This window comes from Pseudomonas sp. GM17, assembly GCF_000282175.2.
GTDB classification, from domain to species: domain Bacteria; phylum Pseudomonadota; class Gammaproteobacteria; order Pseudomonadales; family Pseudomonadaceae; genus Aquipseudomonas; species Aquipseudomonas chlororaphis.
Window position 1 is genome coordinate 1,630,991 of sequence record NZ_CP124732.1, and the last position, 15,422, is coordinate 1,646,412.

At 59.2% G+C, this 15,422-nt stretch carries 12 protein-coding genes and 1 other RNA gene; 6 read left to right on the plus strand and 7 right to left on the minus strand.

The features are described from left to right. Positions 1-174: 174 nt before the first annotated feature. Positions 175-492 carry a hypothetical protein gene (locus PMI20_RS07240; protein ID WP_009046893.1) on the plus strand — a complete coding sequence of 106 codons (318 nt, stop codon included), beginning with the start codon at positions 175-177 and terminating at the stop codon, positions 490-492. A 79-nt stretch (positions 493-571) separates the two neighbouring features. Here the strand turns inward: PMI20_RS07240 and PMI20_RS07245 are convergent, their stop codons facing one another. Continuing rightward, on the minus strand, positions 572-1,177 hold the full coding sequence (locus PMI20_RS07245; RefSeq protein ID WP_007920808.1) for a TetR/AcrR family transcriptional regulator: 606 nt from the start codon (positions 1,175-1,177) through the stop codon (positions 572-574). A gap of 130 nt (positions 1,178-1,307) precedes the next feature. Here PMI20_RS07245 and PMI20_RS07250 point away from each other — a divergent pair, with 130 nt between their 5' ends. The 3 genes from PMI20_RS07250 (at position 1,308) to PMI20_RS07260 (ending at position 5,083) form a co-directional block, all read left to right on the plus strand. Further along, positions 1,308-2,384: a sugar phosphate isomerase/epimerase family protein gene (locus PMI20_RS07250; RefSeq protein WP_007920809.1), complete on the plus strand. Its 1,077-nt coding sequence runs from the start codon at positions 1,308-1,310 to the stop codon at positions 2,382-2,384. A 2-nt stretch (positions 2,385-2,386) separates the two neighbouring features. Then, a complete protein-coding gene (locus tag PMI20_RS07255) occupies positions 2,387-3,268 on the plus strand; it encodes an alpha/beta fold hydrolase (RefSeq protein ID WP_007920810.1) in 882 nt (293 codons plus the stop codon). 177 nt (positions 3,269-3,445) lie between these two features. Beyond that, positions 3,446-5,083: an ArnT family glycosyltransferase gene (locus tag PMI20_RS07260; protein WP_007920811.1), complete on the plus strand. Its 1,638-nt coding sequence runs from the start codon at positions 3,446-3,448 to the stop codon at positions 5,081-5,083. 39 nt (positions 5,084-5,122) lie between these two features. On the opposite strand, the gene PMI20_RS07265 is transcribed toward PMI20_RS07260, so the two are convergent. Continuing rightward, the gene (locus PMI20_RS07265) at positions 5,123-6,223 is read right to left on the minus strand and encodes a polyamine ABC transporter substrate-binding protein (RefSeq protein WP_007920812.1); all 1,101 of its coding nucleotides are present in this window, start codon (positions 6,221-6,223) and stop codon (positions 5,123-5,125) included. A gap of 1,797 nt (positions 6,224-8,020) precedes the next feature. Here PMI20_RS07265 and PMI20_RS30920 point away from each other — a divergent pair. After that, on the plus strand, positions 8,021-8,599 hold the full coding sequence (locus tag PMI20_RS30920; protein ID WP_493185556.1) for a methyl-accepting chemotaxis protein: 579 nt from the start codon (positions 8,021-8,023) through the stop codon (positions 8,597-8,599). A gap of 123 nt (positions 8,600-8,722) precedes the next feature. On the opposite strand, the gene PMI20_RS07275 is transcribed toward PMI20_RS30920, so the two are convergent. Further along, entirely contained in the window at positions 8,723-9,628 is a 906-nt protein-coding gene (locus PMI20_RS07275) for a LysR family transcriptional regulator (protein ID WP_007920814.1), read from the minus strand. 109 nt (positions 9,629-9,737) lie between these two features. Here PMI20_RS07275 and PMI20_RS07280 point away from each other — a divergent pair, with 109 nt between their 5' ends. After that, positions 9,738-10,976, plus strand: coding sequence for an SGNH/GDSL hydrolase family protein (locus tag PMI20_RS07280; RefSeq protein WP_007920818.1), 1,239 nt, complete (start codon positions 9,738-9,740; stop codon positions 10,974-10,976). A gap of 141 nt (positions 10,977-11,117) precedes the next feature. On the opposite strand, the gene PMI20_RS07285 is transcribed toward PMI20_RS07280, so the two are convergent. The 4 genes from PMI20_RS07285 to PMI20_RS07300 all read right to left on the minus strand — a co-directional run bounded on the left by PMI20_RS07285 (position 11,118) and on the right by PMI20_RS07300 (position 15,322). Further along, positions 11,118-11,504: a DUF6124 family protein gene (locus tag PMI20_RS07285; RefSeq protein ID WP_007920819.1), complete on the minus strand. Its 387-nt coding sequence runs from the start codon at positions 11,502-11,504 to the stop codon at positions 11,118-11,120. Positions 11,505-12,004: 500 nt separating this feature from the next. Then, positions 12,005-13,678 carry a DUF262 domain-containing protein gene (locus PMI20_RS07290; RefSeq protein WP_007920820.1) on the minus strand — a complete coding sequence of 558 codons (1,674 nt, stop codon included), beginning with the start codon at positions 13,676-13,678 and terminating at the stop codon, positions 12,005-12,007. Positions 13,679-14,564: 886 nt separating this feature from the next. Further along, positions 14,565-14,955: a transfer-messenger RNA gene (gene ssrA, locus PMI20_RS07295) on the minus strand. Positions 14,956-15,034: 79 nt separating this feature from the next. Then, entirely contained in the window at positions 15,035-15,322 is a 288-nt protein-coding gene (locus tag PMI20_RS07300; RefSeq protein WP_007920821.1) for a PA2433 domain-containing protein, read from the minus strand. Between the last annotated feature and the right edge of the window lie 100 nt (positions 15,323-15,422).

A 15,422-nucleotide genomic window follows, 5' to 3' on the forward strand; every position in this document is an offset into this window, starting at 1 on the left:
GATGGACATGTTCAGGTTCCTCACGGTCACTGAATTAGAGCAAACCCCTCGGCATCGTCATGGCGGCTCCGTCAGCGGAGCCATTGCTGCCTGGGAGCTGAAAAATCTGGCTCTCAATACCAAGGGGTTTGTCATATGTCCAAAGAATTACTCGGAGTTTCTGCTGTAGGGCTGATGGTGCTGGGCGAGTTCTGCGCGATCTACAGCGAAGTGGTCGCCGCCCGCCTGGCGCATACGGGCAACACGTCATGGCCGGACCTGGCGTTGCCCGTACTGATCATGTGTTTCGCCGGTATCTGCCTGATTGGCGCCTATTGGCTGGGCTATTTGGCGGTCGGCGATATCTGGATGATCACGGTGGTGTCGGTGACCTCGCTGTTGCTGCTCGAACCGCTGGTGATCTGGTCGGTGTTCCGTGAGTTGCCGGGGCGCGGCACGCTGATCGGCTGTTGCCTGGGCGCGCTGGGCATGCTCTCGGCGGTCTTTCTGTAACTCGCGCAATGACTCGAATACGGCCTGGCGGCGACCCCGCCGGGCCGTTTTTTTGTCCGCGATTGGCTGCTCGCAAGTGTTAAGTGGCCGCTTCGGTTTGCGCATCGAAGGCCGCCATGGCCATGGGAATCATCGCCAATAGGCGCGACCTGCCGATGCCATCCCGGGCCTGCACCGACAGCCCATGCAGCACCGTGGCATAGCAGTCCCCGAGGGACATCACGTCGGTGCGCTTGGGCAGCTCGCCAGCGCGCACGGCCTGCTCCAGGCGCTCGATGATAGAGCGGGTCCTGTCGCGACGGTGTTCGGCCAACCATTCTCTGATGCCGTCGTTGTCCGCCGAGCAATTGGTGGCGGAGGACACCACCATGCAGCCCAGTGGCCGGTCGGGCTGGGTATAGAGTTCGACGGCTTCCCTGAGCATGCGCTCGATGGCATCGCGGGCACTGATGTCGTCGCCCAGGGCCGCATCGGCAAAGGCGCCGTCGCCTGATTCGTAGACTTCGATGGCTTCGCGAAACAACGCTTCCTTGGAACCAAAGGCCGCATAGATGCGCGCCGAGGCAATGCCCAGCGCGTCCACCAGGTCGGACATGGACGTGGCCTCGAAGCCGCGCTGCCAGAACACATCACGCGCCTTGTACAGGGCCTGCTTTCGGTCGAATTCGCGGGGTCTGCCAGCCATGTCCAGTTCTCGATGCAAAGGGAGTGCTGCCAATTATTGGTCGATCGACAAAAAAATCAAGCCATCGTATTGACGGGGTGTCGAGGGGAGCCCTATTGTTTGTCGACCGACAAACAATAGGGCGTTAACCATGAAAACCCTCAAGGGGCCGAGCCTGCACCTGGCTCAATTCAGTGATGCGGCACCGCCATTCAATACCCTGCCCGCCATTGCCGCCTGGGCGGCGGGGCTGGGGTTCAAGGCGCTGCAAGTACCGGCCTGGGATGAGCGCCTGTTCGATGTCCGCCTGGCGGCCAGCAGCCAGGATTATTGCGATGAGGTCAGCGGCACCCTGGCCGAACACGGGCTGGTGATCAGCGAACTGACCACCCACCTGTTCGGCCAGTTGGTGGCCGTGCATCCCGCCTACGACAGCCTGTGCGATGGCTTCGCCCCGGCGGCTCTGCGGGGCGACAGTGGCGCCAGGACCCAGTGGGCCCTCGAACAGCTGAAACTGTCCGCCAAGGCTTCGCGCCGGTTGGGGCTCAGCGATATGGGGAGCTTTTCCGGCTCGTTCGCCTGGCCCTATTTCTTTCCCTTTCCACAACGCCCGGAAGGCCTGGTCGACTCGGCGTTCAATGAGCTGGCCAAGCGCTGGCTGCCGATTCTCGACGCCTGTGACGAGCTGGGGGTGAACCTGTGCTACGAGATCCACCCAGGCGAGGACCTGCATGACGGCGTGAGCTTCGAGATGTTCCTGCAGCGGGTCGGCAACCACCCGCGCTGCAAGATGCTCTTCGACCCCAGCCATTTCGTCCTGCAGCAACTCAATTACCTGGACTACCTGGATATCTACCACGAGTTCATTCGCATGTTTCATGTGAAGGACGCCGAGTTCAATCCCACCGGCCGCCAGGGCATTTACGGCGGTTATCAGCCCTGGGCCGAGCGGGCCGGGCGGTTCCGGTCGCTGGGCGACGGGCAGGTGGATTTCAAAGGGGTCTTTTCCAAGCTGGCGCTTTATGACTATGCCGGCTGGGCGACCCTGGAATGGGAGTGCTGCCTGAAAGACCAGGAGCAGGGCGCGCGCGAAGGCGTGGCCTTTATCAATGAGCACATCATCCAGGTGACGGACAAAGTCTTCGACGACTTCGCCGGCGCGCCGCTGGACCAGGCCCAGATCAACCGACTGCTGGGCATTGCCCAGCCCTCCCATCCAGGACGCTGAGCATGGATCTTTTCGAGCAGCAGGCTTTTGCCGGGCGTGATTACCGCCATGGCTACGTACAGGTGGACGGCGGGCGCATTCACTATGTCAGTGAGGGCCAGGGCAAGCCTGTGCTGTTGATCCCCGGGTGGCCGCAGACCTGGTTCACCTGGCGCCATGTCATGCAGGCGCTGGCCGGGCAGGGTTACCGGGCGATCGCGGTCGACCTGCCCGGCATGGGCTTGTCCGATCGCCCCGAGCAGGGCTACGACACCGGCACCACGGCATCTCGTCTGCAGGCTTTGATGCTGGAACTGGGTTACAGCCAGTACTCGGTGGTGGGGCACGATGTCGGCATGTGGGTGGCCTACGCGCTGGCCTGCGACTATCCGCAGGCGGTGGAGAAACTGGCCCTGACGGAGGCGGTGATTCCCGGCCTGGCCGAGGCGCCGACGATCTTCGCGCCTGCGGGGCAGAACATCTTTCTCTGGCACTTCATGTTCAACCAGTTGCAGGACTTGCCGGAGATGCTGATCGCCGGGCGAGAGGCGCAGTACCTGGCCTACATGTTCGAAAAGTGGTCGGTGCATCAGGAGCGGGTCGCGGTCCAGACCTATGTCAAAGCCTACTCGGTGCCCGGTGGGCTGCGGGGCGGGTTCGCCTATTACCGGGCCATCCCCGAGAGCATCCGGCAGAACCGCGAGCGTGCCAGCCGCCCACTGGCAATGCCGGTCCTGGCGATTGGCGCCGAACATGCCACTAACGATGCGCCGTTGCTGACGATGAAGGGCAATGCCCTGAGACTTCAGGGGGCGATAGTGCCGGGGTGTGGTCACTTCATTACCGAGGAGGCGCCCGAGGCCTTTATTGCTCATCTGCTGCCATTTCTGCGGCAGGAGGACTGAGTACGCCAGGCTGAGCGATCAGGAGGGAGTGGGACGCCAGCCTGTCTTTGCGAGTAGGGCTGATGGACGGGCCGGGATTTTTTGCGGCCTGTTCAGGGATGGTTCAGGGCCTGCGGCTGCAACATGGCAGCCGGCATGCCCAAGCCTTCGGGCAACGCACCCTCTGACGGATCATCCATGGACCACCACCGCATTCGCATCGAGATGTTGGGCGTCTTTCTGCTCGCTTTGTTCCTGTTCACTTTCGGCATCTGGGACCAGCCAGCGCAAGGCTTCGACGGGCGCTGGTGGTTGTTCCTGCAGGAGATGTTCCGCCACGGCGCGAGCCTGTTCCCCACCACCTACGGCGAGCCTTACCCGGACTATCCGGGCACCGCCACCTTGTTCAGCTATGGCTTTGCCCAGCTGTTCGGCGCCCCTAACGAATTGGCCAATATCCTGCCCACGGCGCTGGCCTCGGCCGGGGTGCTGGCGTTGCTGTACCGCCTGCTGGCGCCGTTCGACCGCACCTGGGCGCTGCTGGCGGTGCTGCTCACGGCGCTGACCACCCAGTGGCTGGAGAAGTCGCGCTCGGTATGCCTGGACCAGATGGTCTCGCTGCTGTGCCTGGGCTGTTTTTACCTGCTGCACAGCGGCGAGCAGCTGGGTTCCAAATGGCGCCAGTACGCGATTTTTCCGCTGTTCGTCATCGCCTTCGCTATCCGCGGCCCCTTGGGGCTGATCGAGGTCTGCGGCGTGGCCTGCAGCTACTGGGCATTGAGTATTTGCCGGGCACCGGGTGACGGCTGGCGGTTGCTGAGCAAGGTACTCGCCCATGGGCTGATCGGCCTGATCCTGCTGGCTGCCTGCTGGTGGGCGTTGATGCAACTGGCGCAGTTCAGTGGCGGCGAAGCCTTCGCCCGACAGGTCTACCAGATGCAGGTCGGCGGGCGCCTCGATGAAAGCGGCGAGCCGCTGTATTTCTACTTTCAGCTCAGCCTCTACCGGTACTTCCCGGTGGTGCCGCTGGCGCTGGCGACGCTGTTCGTGCTGCGTCGGCAATGGTCCATGCGGCACACGGACGACAAGCTGCAACTGCTGGCACGCCTGGGCGCCTGTGGATTGATGATCCTGCTCGGCTTGTCGGTGCCGCACTTCAAGCGTGCCTATTACATCCTGCCCATGGTGCCGATGTTCGCGGCGGTCGCGGCTTACGGCCTGCTCCATCCGCAGCGCTGGCTGCTCAGGGTGCGCTGGTTTTATCTCGGCCTGGTGGTGCTGTTGCCGGGCTTGTGCGCCGTGGTGCTGCTGGTCTGTCGGCACAGTTGGCAGAAACACGGTTATTGGCCGGCGCTGTCATTGCCGCTGATGATGGCGGTGTTTTTCGGCCTGCAGGTGCTGGCGCTGCATGGCTGGCAAACCACTCGCAATGCGCCCGGGCGGCGCCTGGTGCTGCTCAGCCTGTTGGCCCTGGCGGCGCAGTGGTGGCTGCTGGTGAAGGTGATCGAGCCGGCCAAGGACCTGCAATTCGCCACCCGGGGTTTTGTCGGGCAGGTCGAGCAACTGCGTGGGGAGGACCGCGGCACCCTGGTGTTTCTCAACCTGGGCAAAGACACCTGGGCGGTGCGCTACATGATGAACCTGGACCACGATGAGCAGCCGCGGTTTATCGGCAAGGACGATCTGTCGCCGCTGGCGTCGTTGCCGCGTCCGGCCTGGGTGATCCTGGCGCGCAAGGATCGGGCATTGTTGACGGGAACTGCGCTGGAACAGGCGACCCCGGTGTTCGAGGGGCGCTTGAATGACAATCCCTGCCTGGTGTTCGAGCTGAAGTGAAGGCCAGGCAGCCCCAGGGCGGTGCTGCCTGAGGGCGGATTATTTATCCGACTTGATGCTGGTCCAGACCCGAGTCCGCACGCGCTCCAGCTTTTGCGGCAGCGGCTGCACCACATAGAGCTTCTTCAGGGCTTCGGGGGTTGGCGTCAGGTCGGTATTGCCGGTGATCTCCTTGTTGATCAGGGCAATCGAATCCTTGTTGGCGTTGGGGTAACCGAGGAAATCACTGATGGGCGCGATGACTTTCGGGTCCAGCAGGGTGTTGAGGAACTCATGGGCCTCGGCGACATTCTTCGCGCTCTTGGGAATGGCGAAAGTGTCGAACCAGATCGGCGCGCCTTCCTTGGGCAGGCGCCAGTCCACCACCACGCCGTTGCCGGCCTCTTTGGCGCGATTGCCGAACTGGTAGAAGCTGCCGGAGTAACCGATGGCCACGCAGATGTCGCCATTGGCGATATCGGTCATGTATTTGGCCGAGTTGAAGTAGGTGACGTAGGGGCGGATCTTCAGCATCAGCTCCTTGGCTTTTTCATAGTCCTGCGGGTTCTGGCTGTTGGGGTCCAGCCCCAGGTAATGCAGGGCCAGCGGCAGGATTTCCGACGGCGAGTCGAGCATGGCCACGCCGCAGGATTTGAGCTTCTCCATGTTCTCCGGCTTGAACACCAGGTCCCAGCTGTCCACCGGCGCGTTGTCGCCCAGCGCGGCCTTGACCTTGGCAGGGTTGAAGCCGATCAGCACCGTGCCGTACATGTAGGGCACGCCGTACTGGTTGCCTGGGTCGTTGCGGTCCAGCAGCTTGAGCAGCTCGGGGTCCTGGTGCTTCCAGTTGGGCAGCTTGGACTTGTCGAGCTTCTGGAACACCCCGGCCTTGATCTGGGTGTCGAGGAACTGGTTCGACGGCACCACCAGGTCGTAGCCCGAGTTGCCGGTCAGCAGCTTGGCTTCGAGGGATTCGTTGGTATCGAAGGTGTCCCAGGTCACTTTGATGCCGCTGTTCTTGGCGAAGTCCTTGGGCACCGACGGCAGGATGTAGTCGGCCCAGTTGTACACCCGCAGCTCGCGCTGCTCGGCCTGTGCCGCGCCGGCCAGCAGCGACAGCCCACAAACGGTGGCACTCAGTATGCGTTTCATAGTGGCCATGAATGGTTTCCCCAGCGTGGCGATGGTTTTTATGTTCTGTACGCGGCAGGCGGTCCTTGAAAGGCAAAGGACTAAAGAGGGTCAAGGTTCACAAGGGCGGTTCTGGTGACAGCGTAGGTCACTCGAGTCGGTGGTCCGGGTTCGATTCTTGCCGAGGGTGCTTGTGATTCACAGCACGGGGTTGGCCAAAAGGGGATCGGGATGGCCATTGATCAGTGTCCGGACGAGCGGGATGCAATGCGGTTAAAGATAAGCGGCGCCACGACGATTATCTTGGAGAGAACAATACGGACTTTGTTTTTCAGGTGAAAAACAGCATGCCTGTGCATGTCGTTTATATCGCTTGAAGAAAATTGGATCCAACTAGCGCTACGGGTTTTTCTGGTTTTTTCCATAAGGAAATACCTGTGTGAGATTTTTGTTCGATTCTGCTTCCGGTATCAGGATTCGGCGTAGAGTGGCAGCGTCGGGAGCATCATGCACCACGATGAAGGGGAGGTTTTCAGGGAAGGTTAAAAGTATTGAAAGGAGCGTAGCGGTTACCTCGCCAAGTATTAAGCGCTGTCAAAAAACGTACTTTTAGCTTTTGCCGTTCTTGCATAAAAATCTGCAGTATCAGGAATAATAAAAATGAAAACAGCCAGTAGTTCGAGAGCGATCCAGTACACGTTAGTTGTGATAGTCGCAACTTTTGCAGGCCTGCTATATACCTTCATGGCCCTCAAGCAATCGGCGAGCGATGCTCGCGAGGTTAGCGAAAAACGTTATCGGTCCTACCTATTGGCCGATGAAATGCGTCAGAGCTCCGATGACCTGACACGCCTGGGGCGTACTTATGTGGTAACGGCGAACCCGGAATACGAGCGCGAATATCTGAAGATCCTGGACATTCGCAATGGCAAGGCACCACGTCCGAAAGACTATCACCGCATCTACTGGGACTTTGTCGCCGCGGGCAATACCCAGCCTCGCCCTGATGGAGAAACGGTGGCGTTGCAAACGTTGATGAAGCAAGAAGGGTTCACCGAGGAAGAGTTCGCCAAGCTCCAGGAGGCACAGAACAATTCCGACAGCCTGGTACAACTTGAAGTCAAGGCGATGAACGCGGTCAAGGGCAAGTTCGCCGATGCCCAGGGCAATTACACAGTGGCCGGCGAACCCGATCTCGCCCTGGCCCGCACGCTGGTGCACAGCCCGCAATACCATGCCTTCAAGGCACAGATCATGAAACCGGTGGACGACTTTTTCGGGTTGATGGAAAGTCGGACCCTGGCCGAAGTGACCCGAGCGAACCATGAGTTGGATGTCGCGCAGAACCTGTTCGTGGTAGTCCTGCTGATGCTGATCGGCGAGATCGGCCTGCTCATCTACCTGGGACGCAGGCAGATTCTGGAGCAACTGGGAGGCGCTCCCACCGAGCTCGATCGGGTGTTGAACGAGATCGCGGCCGGCAATCTGGGGGTGTCGATTCCCGATGCGCCACAAAAAAGCGCCCTGGGTAGCGTGCGAGTGATGACCGATAAACTGCGAGGGCTGATCGGCGCGGCGACCGGAACCAGCGAGCAGTTGCGTGTCGCGGTCGCCCAGGTGGCCCAGGTGGTGGAAGACACCGCGGCCCGGGCCACTCAACAACACGAGATGACCGATCTGGTGGCCACGGCGGTCCATGAAATGGGCCTGACTGTCCAGGAAATTGCCCGCAATGCCAACGGGGCGGCCCAGGCGTCGCATGCGGCGCGGCAGGAAGCGCACCAGGCCAGCGGCATCGTCGGCGAATCCACCGCGCATATCGAGCGTATGGCGCTGGAAATTGGTACCGCGGACCATTCGGTGGGGGAACTGGCCGATCACGTAGCGTCCATCGATCAGGTGTTGGCGGTGATTCGTGGCATTTCCGAACAGACCAATCTGCTGGCCCTGAACGCCGCCATCGAGGCGGCGCGGGCCGGTGAGTTGGGCAGAGGGTTTGCCGTGGTGGCCGATGAAGTCCGGACCCTGGCGGGGCGCACCCAGAATTCGACCGATGAAATCCAGCAGATGATTCTGGGGCTCAAGCAAGGGGCGGAAACGGCCGTGAACTCGATGCGTGCCGGCCAGGCGGCGACGCAGACCGGGGTGCAGGCCAGCCAGCGAACCAACCAGTCGCTGGAGGCGATCGCTGCCCAGATCGAGCAGATCAGCGACATGAACAGCCAGGTGGCCACGGCGACCGAGGAGCAGTCTTCGGTGACTGAGGAAATCAACCGCAACGTTCAGGGGATCGCCGACTTGGCGCACTCCACCTCCAGTGAAACCTTGCGTTGCCAGCAGGACTGCCAGACCTTGCGTCGGGTGAGCGATGAGTTGACGCAACAGATGGGCAGCTTCCGCCTGTAGTGGTCGATGGCGGATCGAAAACGCCCCGGTTGAATGGTCATGGCCGTTCAATCGGGGCGTTTTTGCTTCCAGGAAAAACGAGTGGTTTCGGCGGGCTTTGCCCGAGTAGTTCTTCTACCGCGGTCAGGGTATGAACCCGGGCAGCTGTGCGATGTGCTCGGCGAGGTACTCCATGAGCAAGCGCACCCGCAGGGGCCGGTAGCGGCGCTCGGGGTAGATCAGGAACGCCTCGTTCGGCGGGCCGCTCCAGTCGGGCAGGACCCGCACCAACTGTCCGCTGTCCAGCAGGTCGCTGACCAGCCAGGCCGGAGTGATGCAAAGACCGGCGCCTTGCAGCACGCCGTCGCGAATGGCCAGCGAGCTGTTGGTTCTATAGCGCCCTTGGGTGATGACACTGACCTTCTCGCCGTGGGGGCTGCTCAGCTCCAAGCGGTCGCCTGCGGCCAGCCAGGCGAAGCGTAGGAAGTTGTGGCCGCTGAGGTCGGCCGGGCTGTTCAAGGGTGCATGCTGGCGCAGGTACTCGGGTGCCGCCACCAGGTAGCGCGGCGACGTGGCGATGCGCCGGGCGATGGCGTTGGGCGGCAGGTCACCGCCCAGGCGCAGGGCCAGGTCGATGTTTTCCTCGGTGAGGTCGACGAAGCGATCATTGAAGATCAGCTCCACCTCGATGTCCGGGTATTGCGCCATGAACGCCAGCAGCAAGGCATTGAGGTGCAACACCCCCAGGCTCACTGGCACGTTAACCCGCAGCACGCCTTCGGGGCGCTCGGTCAGGCCGCGCACCTCGGCCACCGCTTCGCTGTATTCCTCCAGCACGGCTTTCGCCCGTTCGTAGAAGCGCTTGCCCTGTTCGGTGGGCGTCAGCCCGCTGGTGCCGCGGATGAGCAGGCGGGTGCCTAACTGCTGTTCCAGGGCCGCCACCAGCTTGCTGATAGTGGGCTGAGTGCTGCCCAGCTCCCGGGCGGCCGACGACAGGCTGCCCAGCTCGGCGGCGCGGACGAAGCAGTGCATGGCTTTGAGGCTGTCCATGGGTATTCGATATCGGAATGGGCTGTATGAAGTTATGCCTTCTACCATGGTTATTTCGAATGGAGCAATCTGGCTCGCCTCAGCCTTATGGCCTCAAGGAGCTACCCGGATGAAAGCCCTGCACTCAAGATTTTCCCTGCCGCTGATAGTCACGGCCCTGCTTGCCGCAGGTCCTGCCCTGGCCCAGGACAACTGGCTCACCACCTGGATGGCCAGCCCACAACCGACCTGGGGCAACGAGCTGCCGCTGCCCACGCGGATTCCCGCAACCCTGGCCGACAGCACCGTCCAGCAGAAGCTGCGCGTCAGCGTCGGTGGCAGCCGGGTACGGGTAGTGGTTTCCAACGAATACGGCCAGCAGCCGCTGCTGATCGGTGCGGCGCGGGTCGCGGCTGTGGAGGAGGGCGAGTCTGTTCGTGCAGGTTCCGGGCACATCCTGACGTTTGGTGGCAAGGAACAGGTCAGCATCGCGCCGGGCGCAACCCGCACCAGCGACCCGGTGGCGCTGGCGGTGCCGGCCCTCGGTGAGCTGCGGGTCTCGCTGTACCTGCCACAGCCCACGCCGTTGACCACCTTCCACTGGGACGGCAAGCAAACCGCGTTTATCGCCCCGGGCAACCAGGTCAATGCGCAGCGGCTGGAAGGCAAGGAACAGGTGGAGGCGCGGCTGTTCCTCAGTGACATCCTGGTGGACGCCCCGCTCGACAGCCGGGCGCTGGTGGTGCTCGGCGACTCCATTACCGACGGCAACGGCTCGACCCTGGACAGCAACCGCCGCTGGCCGGACTTCCTCGCCCAGCGCCTGGCCGCCAAAAACATCGCCGTGCTCAACGGCGGCATATCCGGCGCGCGCCTGCTCGAAGATGGCATGGGCGCCAGCGCACGGGCACGTTTCGAGCGCGACGTGCTGAGCAAACCCGGGGTGAAAAGCGTGGTGCTGATGCTGGGGATCAACGACATCAGCTGGCCCGGCACCGCCTTCGCGCCCAACGCATCCTTGCCTGCACTGGACAAGCTGATCGCCGGTTATCGACAACTGATCGACCAGGCGCACCGCCACAACCTGCGCATCATCGGCACCACACTGCTGCCCTTCGAAGGCGCCCTGGAAGGCAGCATCATCGAGCACTACCACAGCCCGCAAAAGGAACAACTGCGCCAGGCGCTCAACCAATGGATTCGCAGCAGCCAGGCATTCGATGCGGTGATTGATTTTGATCGGATGACTCGTGATCCGCAGCATCCGACCCGGTTGTTGCCGTTGATCGATTCGGGCGATCACTTGCATCCGGGGGATGCGGGGAATAGGGCGATGGCGGAGGGGGTGGAGTTGGAGGTGCTGTTTTGAGTGTTTGGCGGGGGCGTTGAATTCGAATGCGGCCAGCATTCCAGGCCCGTTCAGGCCGTGTCTGTTTTCCACATGCGCAGGTTTGTCATTAAGGAACAGCGCGGCAGGTCATGCTGCCGCGCCGTGCGTTCGCGGGGCGTTCTATTTCAGCGATGGCGTGTGGCGACTGCCATCGAGCAAGGCATCCACCACGGCCCGCGCCATCTCCACCGAATGCACCATAGACCAGATCAAACCGCGCTCGATGCCACTGCCCCGCTCAGTGATTTCATCGGAAACCTCCTCGGCGCTTTTCAGCAGCAGGGAGACATGGAGCAGTGCTTCTTCGGCGTTGATGCCTTCCCGAACCGAGAACAAGGAGTCGCGACTCACCGGGATACTGACGGTTTTTTTGAGCGACTGAATCAGAGACACATCAGCAGGCTGAACTGAAAGCTTCTGCCGGATGTGCTGATTGGCCAGATCGTGTTCGAGGTTTCTGACGCGGTGGGTAGCACTACGGGGAGGATCGGGGACGAGCTTTTTCATGGCGTAACTCCTAATCGAGGGTAGGAGCCTTCACCGTCGCTGCTAAACGATAGGGTGGCGGCCGTTCGCAGGTTAGCAGTACCGGTCGATTAGGAACCCGGCGCACCCGAAGATGCCCTGCGCACGGCCGCCATAAAACGGAGCCCAAAAAAACGCCACGTAGATGACGGCGCTGTGCGCCTAATCGATTGCGAGCTGCTAAACCCGGTCACTGAATGTGCAGTGACAGAACGAGGCTAGCCAGCGGGTACGCCAGGCGCAAGCGGCTAGGAGTTTCTAGGAAAGTTCGCACAATAGAAAGAGACTTAACGCAGCTCCAGGGGAACGAACGCTCGGTCTGTGATTGCGGGAAGGGGGAGGTTGGTAATGGTGGCGGAGCCCTGAGGGCAGAAACAACAAAGCCCGCACAAGGCGGGTTTCGTTTGGTGGGGCGGGGGATTTGAACTCCCGTCTAATGCCCTGTTTACAAAAGTTTTAGGCAAGAAACTGTCATAGAGCAGTCATTTAAGTGTCCAAACCTTGACTGCAATTTTCGCCATGTTTCGCTGGCGATGCTCAACCGCGCCCATATCCCATTGATCAATATCGGCGACTTGGCTGGTGAGCTTGAAGGGCGAGCCACGGAAAACCTCTCGCTTTTCATCGAAACCGTCATTGCCGAAAGTGCTATTGGCTTTAGAGGACATTATGGCTAGGTTTCCAAGTCGTTTCTGATACGCCCGCGCATCTTCAGAGTCCCAATCAGCTAGCCATTCCGATGAAGGCGTCTGGGGCAGAATATGTTCAAGGTTCACCTTTTGGACATCCTCATTTGGCACCAACTCTCCAGTTGAGCCTGGCAGGCCTAACTCCAGCGTTCTAAGGTAATACCTTGCTAGTGTGGGCTTCGAGATTGATGCTATTGAGAAGGCCTGCTCAAAGGTCGCGTCGGAAGGCAAGTTAGAAAAAGCTGCGATGATCTCCTTGATGGTTGTGAGCTTTCCTTCAGTCACTCCCTTAGCTGCATCGCCGTAAACTCGTTCGAGGGTGCCGCTGCCGGTACCCCCAACAATTTGGTACCGTACTGCAACAGCAACAAGTTTCTTGAAAGCTTCCCCAATCTTCTGCATGGAAAATTTTTCCATTACTGCTAAAAGGAGTGGGCGAACCTGTGTCATTCCAAGAATATTGAATGCTGCTACAGATTCCTTAGTGTTCTGCTGAGCTCGCCAAAGTTCATGATCTGTATTTAAAAGTGCAGCATAGTTTCGGGCTGCATTGCAAAGTTCGGTTGAAAAGCTAAGGGCGAGTTTCTTACTTGTGATTTTTCTTTTAATTACTCCGAATAGTTCTTTTTCCCGAATCAGTCCATATTTTGACATGGCAAAGTGTCGTAGGTAAGTTACGACGAGAGGGTCATCCGAAGCACTTTCCAATGTGGCGACCATAGTTAACCATCGGTCTTTGGTGTCGGAGATTTTATCGCCAGATCGGTGGAATAAATAGTTTTTCAATAGGTCGGAGATTGCTAGCTCTAAGCCACGGTCGTTGAGCGTCTCAAAAATCACGAACGCATTACTATCATCTGGGGCTTGCACGAGAATAATTTTTAAGTTTGTTTCTAAATAGTCCAGCCATTCATGTAAGGTTTCTTCTGAGTCATGAGCCTCTTGGCACAGCTTATCAACGAAGTCTGTTAAATAGTTTGATGCTTTTAGTAGTCTTTTATGCGACTGTCTTTGATATTTTTTCAGATCGATAGTACTACGGTCATCGATCAACTCTTGGTAGAGCTCATCGTCGACTTCGTTTAAGATCAAGCGGGGCTCGCGTTCTTTTGTCTTTCTATCTACGCTTGCCAGGAAGTCATTGCGAATTGAAGTTTCAGCCTCTAAATCGCCGTCAGAGCGAAATCTATCTCTAATTGCGGCTATCAGGAGGCTAACGGTAGTAAGCCGTTGCTGGCCATCTACAACTTCAAATCTTCTGTTTATTGGCCCTGTAGCAACAATCGAGCCGAGAAAATATTCTCGCTCTTTGGATTTGATTGCGTCATTAACATCCATTACTAGCGCTTCAACATGCTCAACTTCCCAAGCGTACGAGCGTTGATATGCTGGAACTCTGAAGCGTTTGGTTTTTAGCGCATTGCTGGTACCGTCGAGATGGATGCTGATTTCTTGCACAGTTGACATGTTTTCAATCCATGATTCTGTCATTCGGAAGCCCTTCGCAACGAGCTGTTGTCATGGGCTAGCGGTGAAGACGGGCTTCGCCTTAGTCCAAGCTAGCTTATCCGTATATGGTGTCCATTTGCCATATTTTCGTGCAATCATGGTTCAATCCGTACGACCCATTTACTTGGCCACCCATATCGAGTGTTCGCCAGCGGGTAGAAGAATTGAGGCATGGATGTGCCGTGTTTGGTACGGGCGCCGGTTCTTTGCACCAGCTTTCTTCCTCAGCAGCACCCACATCGTTTTCCTGATCGGCCCGTCAGCTGTCCAACATTGCCTGCTGGTTTTGGGGTTGAATGGACCGATGTAATGCTCCTTGGTTGGGGGGCCTTGAACGAGTAGTTTCAGTCCACAAACGGGTTTACCTCGATCAACCCCTCGTCTGTCTCGTCGACGAGCGAAGACAGCTTGGGATAGTGCTAGCGTCTTATTGTCGACCTCTTAGAGTGGCAAGCTAGGGCGGTTTGCAGGACTTGCGAAAAAGTGCGGGTCTTGGATAAACGGGCAGGTGCTAATGGTGACCTTTCTGTTGAAGGGGGCGAGCGCACCTGCGAGTCTGAAGCACAGACTGTTCGGGTAGATGCGCCTGCACAAATGCCGTGCAGGCTACCGACGGTTCTACCGAGAGCTTCAAGAGGATCGATAATCTGGAACTGAAGGTGAGGGCTCTGCTGCCGGAGCGACGGCTACGAGCGGGTTCTTGTCGCCTCGATGTCTGGCTGCCAGTGATCACAAGTCACTACAAATACCGTCCTTAAGCTGGCTTAAGCGAGCAAAACAGCCCTATCAGACACAAAAAAGGCACTTGCGATAATCGCTAAGTGCCTGATTTGTACTGCTTGTTTGGTGGAGCCGGGGGATTTGAACCCCCGTCCGCCAGTACTCCGCTGTCGGTACTACATGCGTAGCCGTGTCTATTGAGTTAACCCTCAGCGACCCGACGGGCAGGGTGCTTTGGGCGAGTTGTGTAAGTTTTAGCCGCTTCGTCCACAACGTACTGCACGGCGATTCTGTTCTGTATGACAATCATTTCGGGTTTACAGACATCCCCTGATGATTGCTGGACCCGAAGGTACCAGAAGGAAGGCTAGCGCCGCTTACGCAGCGAGAGCGTATTCCCCGTAGGTTTCGTCATTGGCAACTATAGGAAGTTGCAACAGTGGATTTACGAGTTCTGTTACCAACTCGGCATGCACCTAAAGTTTCGCAACCGGCGTCGAATCCTAAACGGCCCCGAACCTGCTGTGCATTACCAGCAGGTTTGTACAGTCTACGCCAAAATGGCCCGCAAGGCCATCCCGAAGGCGGGGCCTGTTAGCCGCCGCCTTCACCCTTGGCGCTGTTCTGGATGCTCTGGATCGCGCGGGTGGTCAGCGCGATGCATTCCTTGGTGCCTTCCTCGGTGTTTTTCGCCTGAGCCGCCTGGGCTTGTTGCACGGTGGCGTCGATGTTGGCCTGCAGGTCCGCGGCCTGGATGGTGGTCCGTGCATCACGGATGGTTTGCAGGTTCACCTGGCACAGGTCTTCCTGGTTCCCGGCGAAGCTGGGGGAAGCCAGGACCGAAGCGGTGACGAACAGGCCTAACAGTACAGAGCGTTTCATGGGCGTCTCCTTGAACTGAAGGGCCAGGCGCTGCTGGCCATCAGTACGAACTGCCGAGATTTCAGGAAGCTCCCGTTTTCGGGAGCTTGATCGGTGGACT

Bases quoted from the DNA above. Each gene is read 5' to 3' on its own strand.
- PMI20_RS07260 (WP_007920811.1), top strand. From the start codon at position 3,446: ATGGACCACCACCGCATTCGCATCGAGATGTTGGGCGTCTTTCTGCTC.
- PMI20_RS30920 (WP_493185556.1), top strand. From the start codon at position 8,021: ATGGCGCTGGAAATTGGTACCGCGGACCATTCGGTGGGGGAACTGGCC.
- PMI20_RS07240 (WP_009046893.1), top strand. From the start codon at position 175: ATGGTGCTGGGCGAGTTCTGCGCGATCTACAGCGAAGTGGTCGCCGCC.
- PMI20_RS07275 (WP_007920814.1), bottom strand. From the start codon at position 9,628: ATGGACAGCCTCAAAGCCATGCACTGCTTCGTCCGCGCCGCCGAGCTG.
- PMI20_RS07255 (WP_007920810.1), top strand. From the start codon at position 2,387: ATGGATCTTTTCGAGCAGCAGGCTTTTGCCGGGCGTGATTACCGCCAT.
- PMI20_RS07290 (WP_007920820.1), bottom strand. From the start codon at position 13,678: ATGTCAACTGTGCAAGAAATCAGCATCCATCTCGACGGTACCAGCAAT.
- PMI20_RS07250 (WP_007920809.1), top strand. From the start codon at position 1,308: ATGAAAACCCTCAAGGGGCCGAGCCTGCACCTGGCTCAATTCAGTGAT.
- PMI20_RS07300 (WP_007920821.1), bottom strand. From the start codon at position 15,322: ATGAAACGCTCTGTACTGTTAGGCCTGTTCGTCACCGCTTCGGTCCTG.
- PMI20_RS07285 (WP_007920819.1), bottom strand. From the start codon at position 11,504: ATGAAAAAGCTCGTCCCCGATCCTCCCCGTAGTGCTACCCACCGCGTC.
- PMI20_RS07280 (WP_007920818.1), top strand. From the start codon at position 9,738: ATGAAAGCCCTGCACTCAAGATTTTCCCTGCCGCTGATAGTCACGGCC.
- PMI20_RS07245 (WP_007920808.1), bottom strand. From the start codon at position 1,177: ATGGCTGGCAGACCCCGCGAATTCGACCGAAAGCAGGCCCTGTACAAG.
- PMI20_RS07265 (WP_007920812.1), bottom strand. From the start codon at position 6,223: ATGGCCACTATGAAACGCATACTGAGTGCCACCGTTTGTGGGCTGTCG.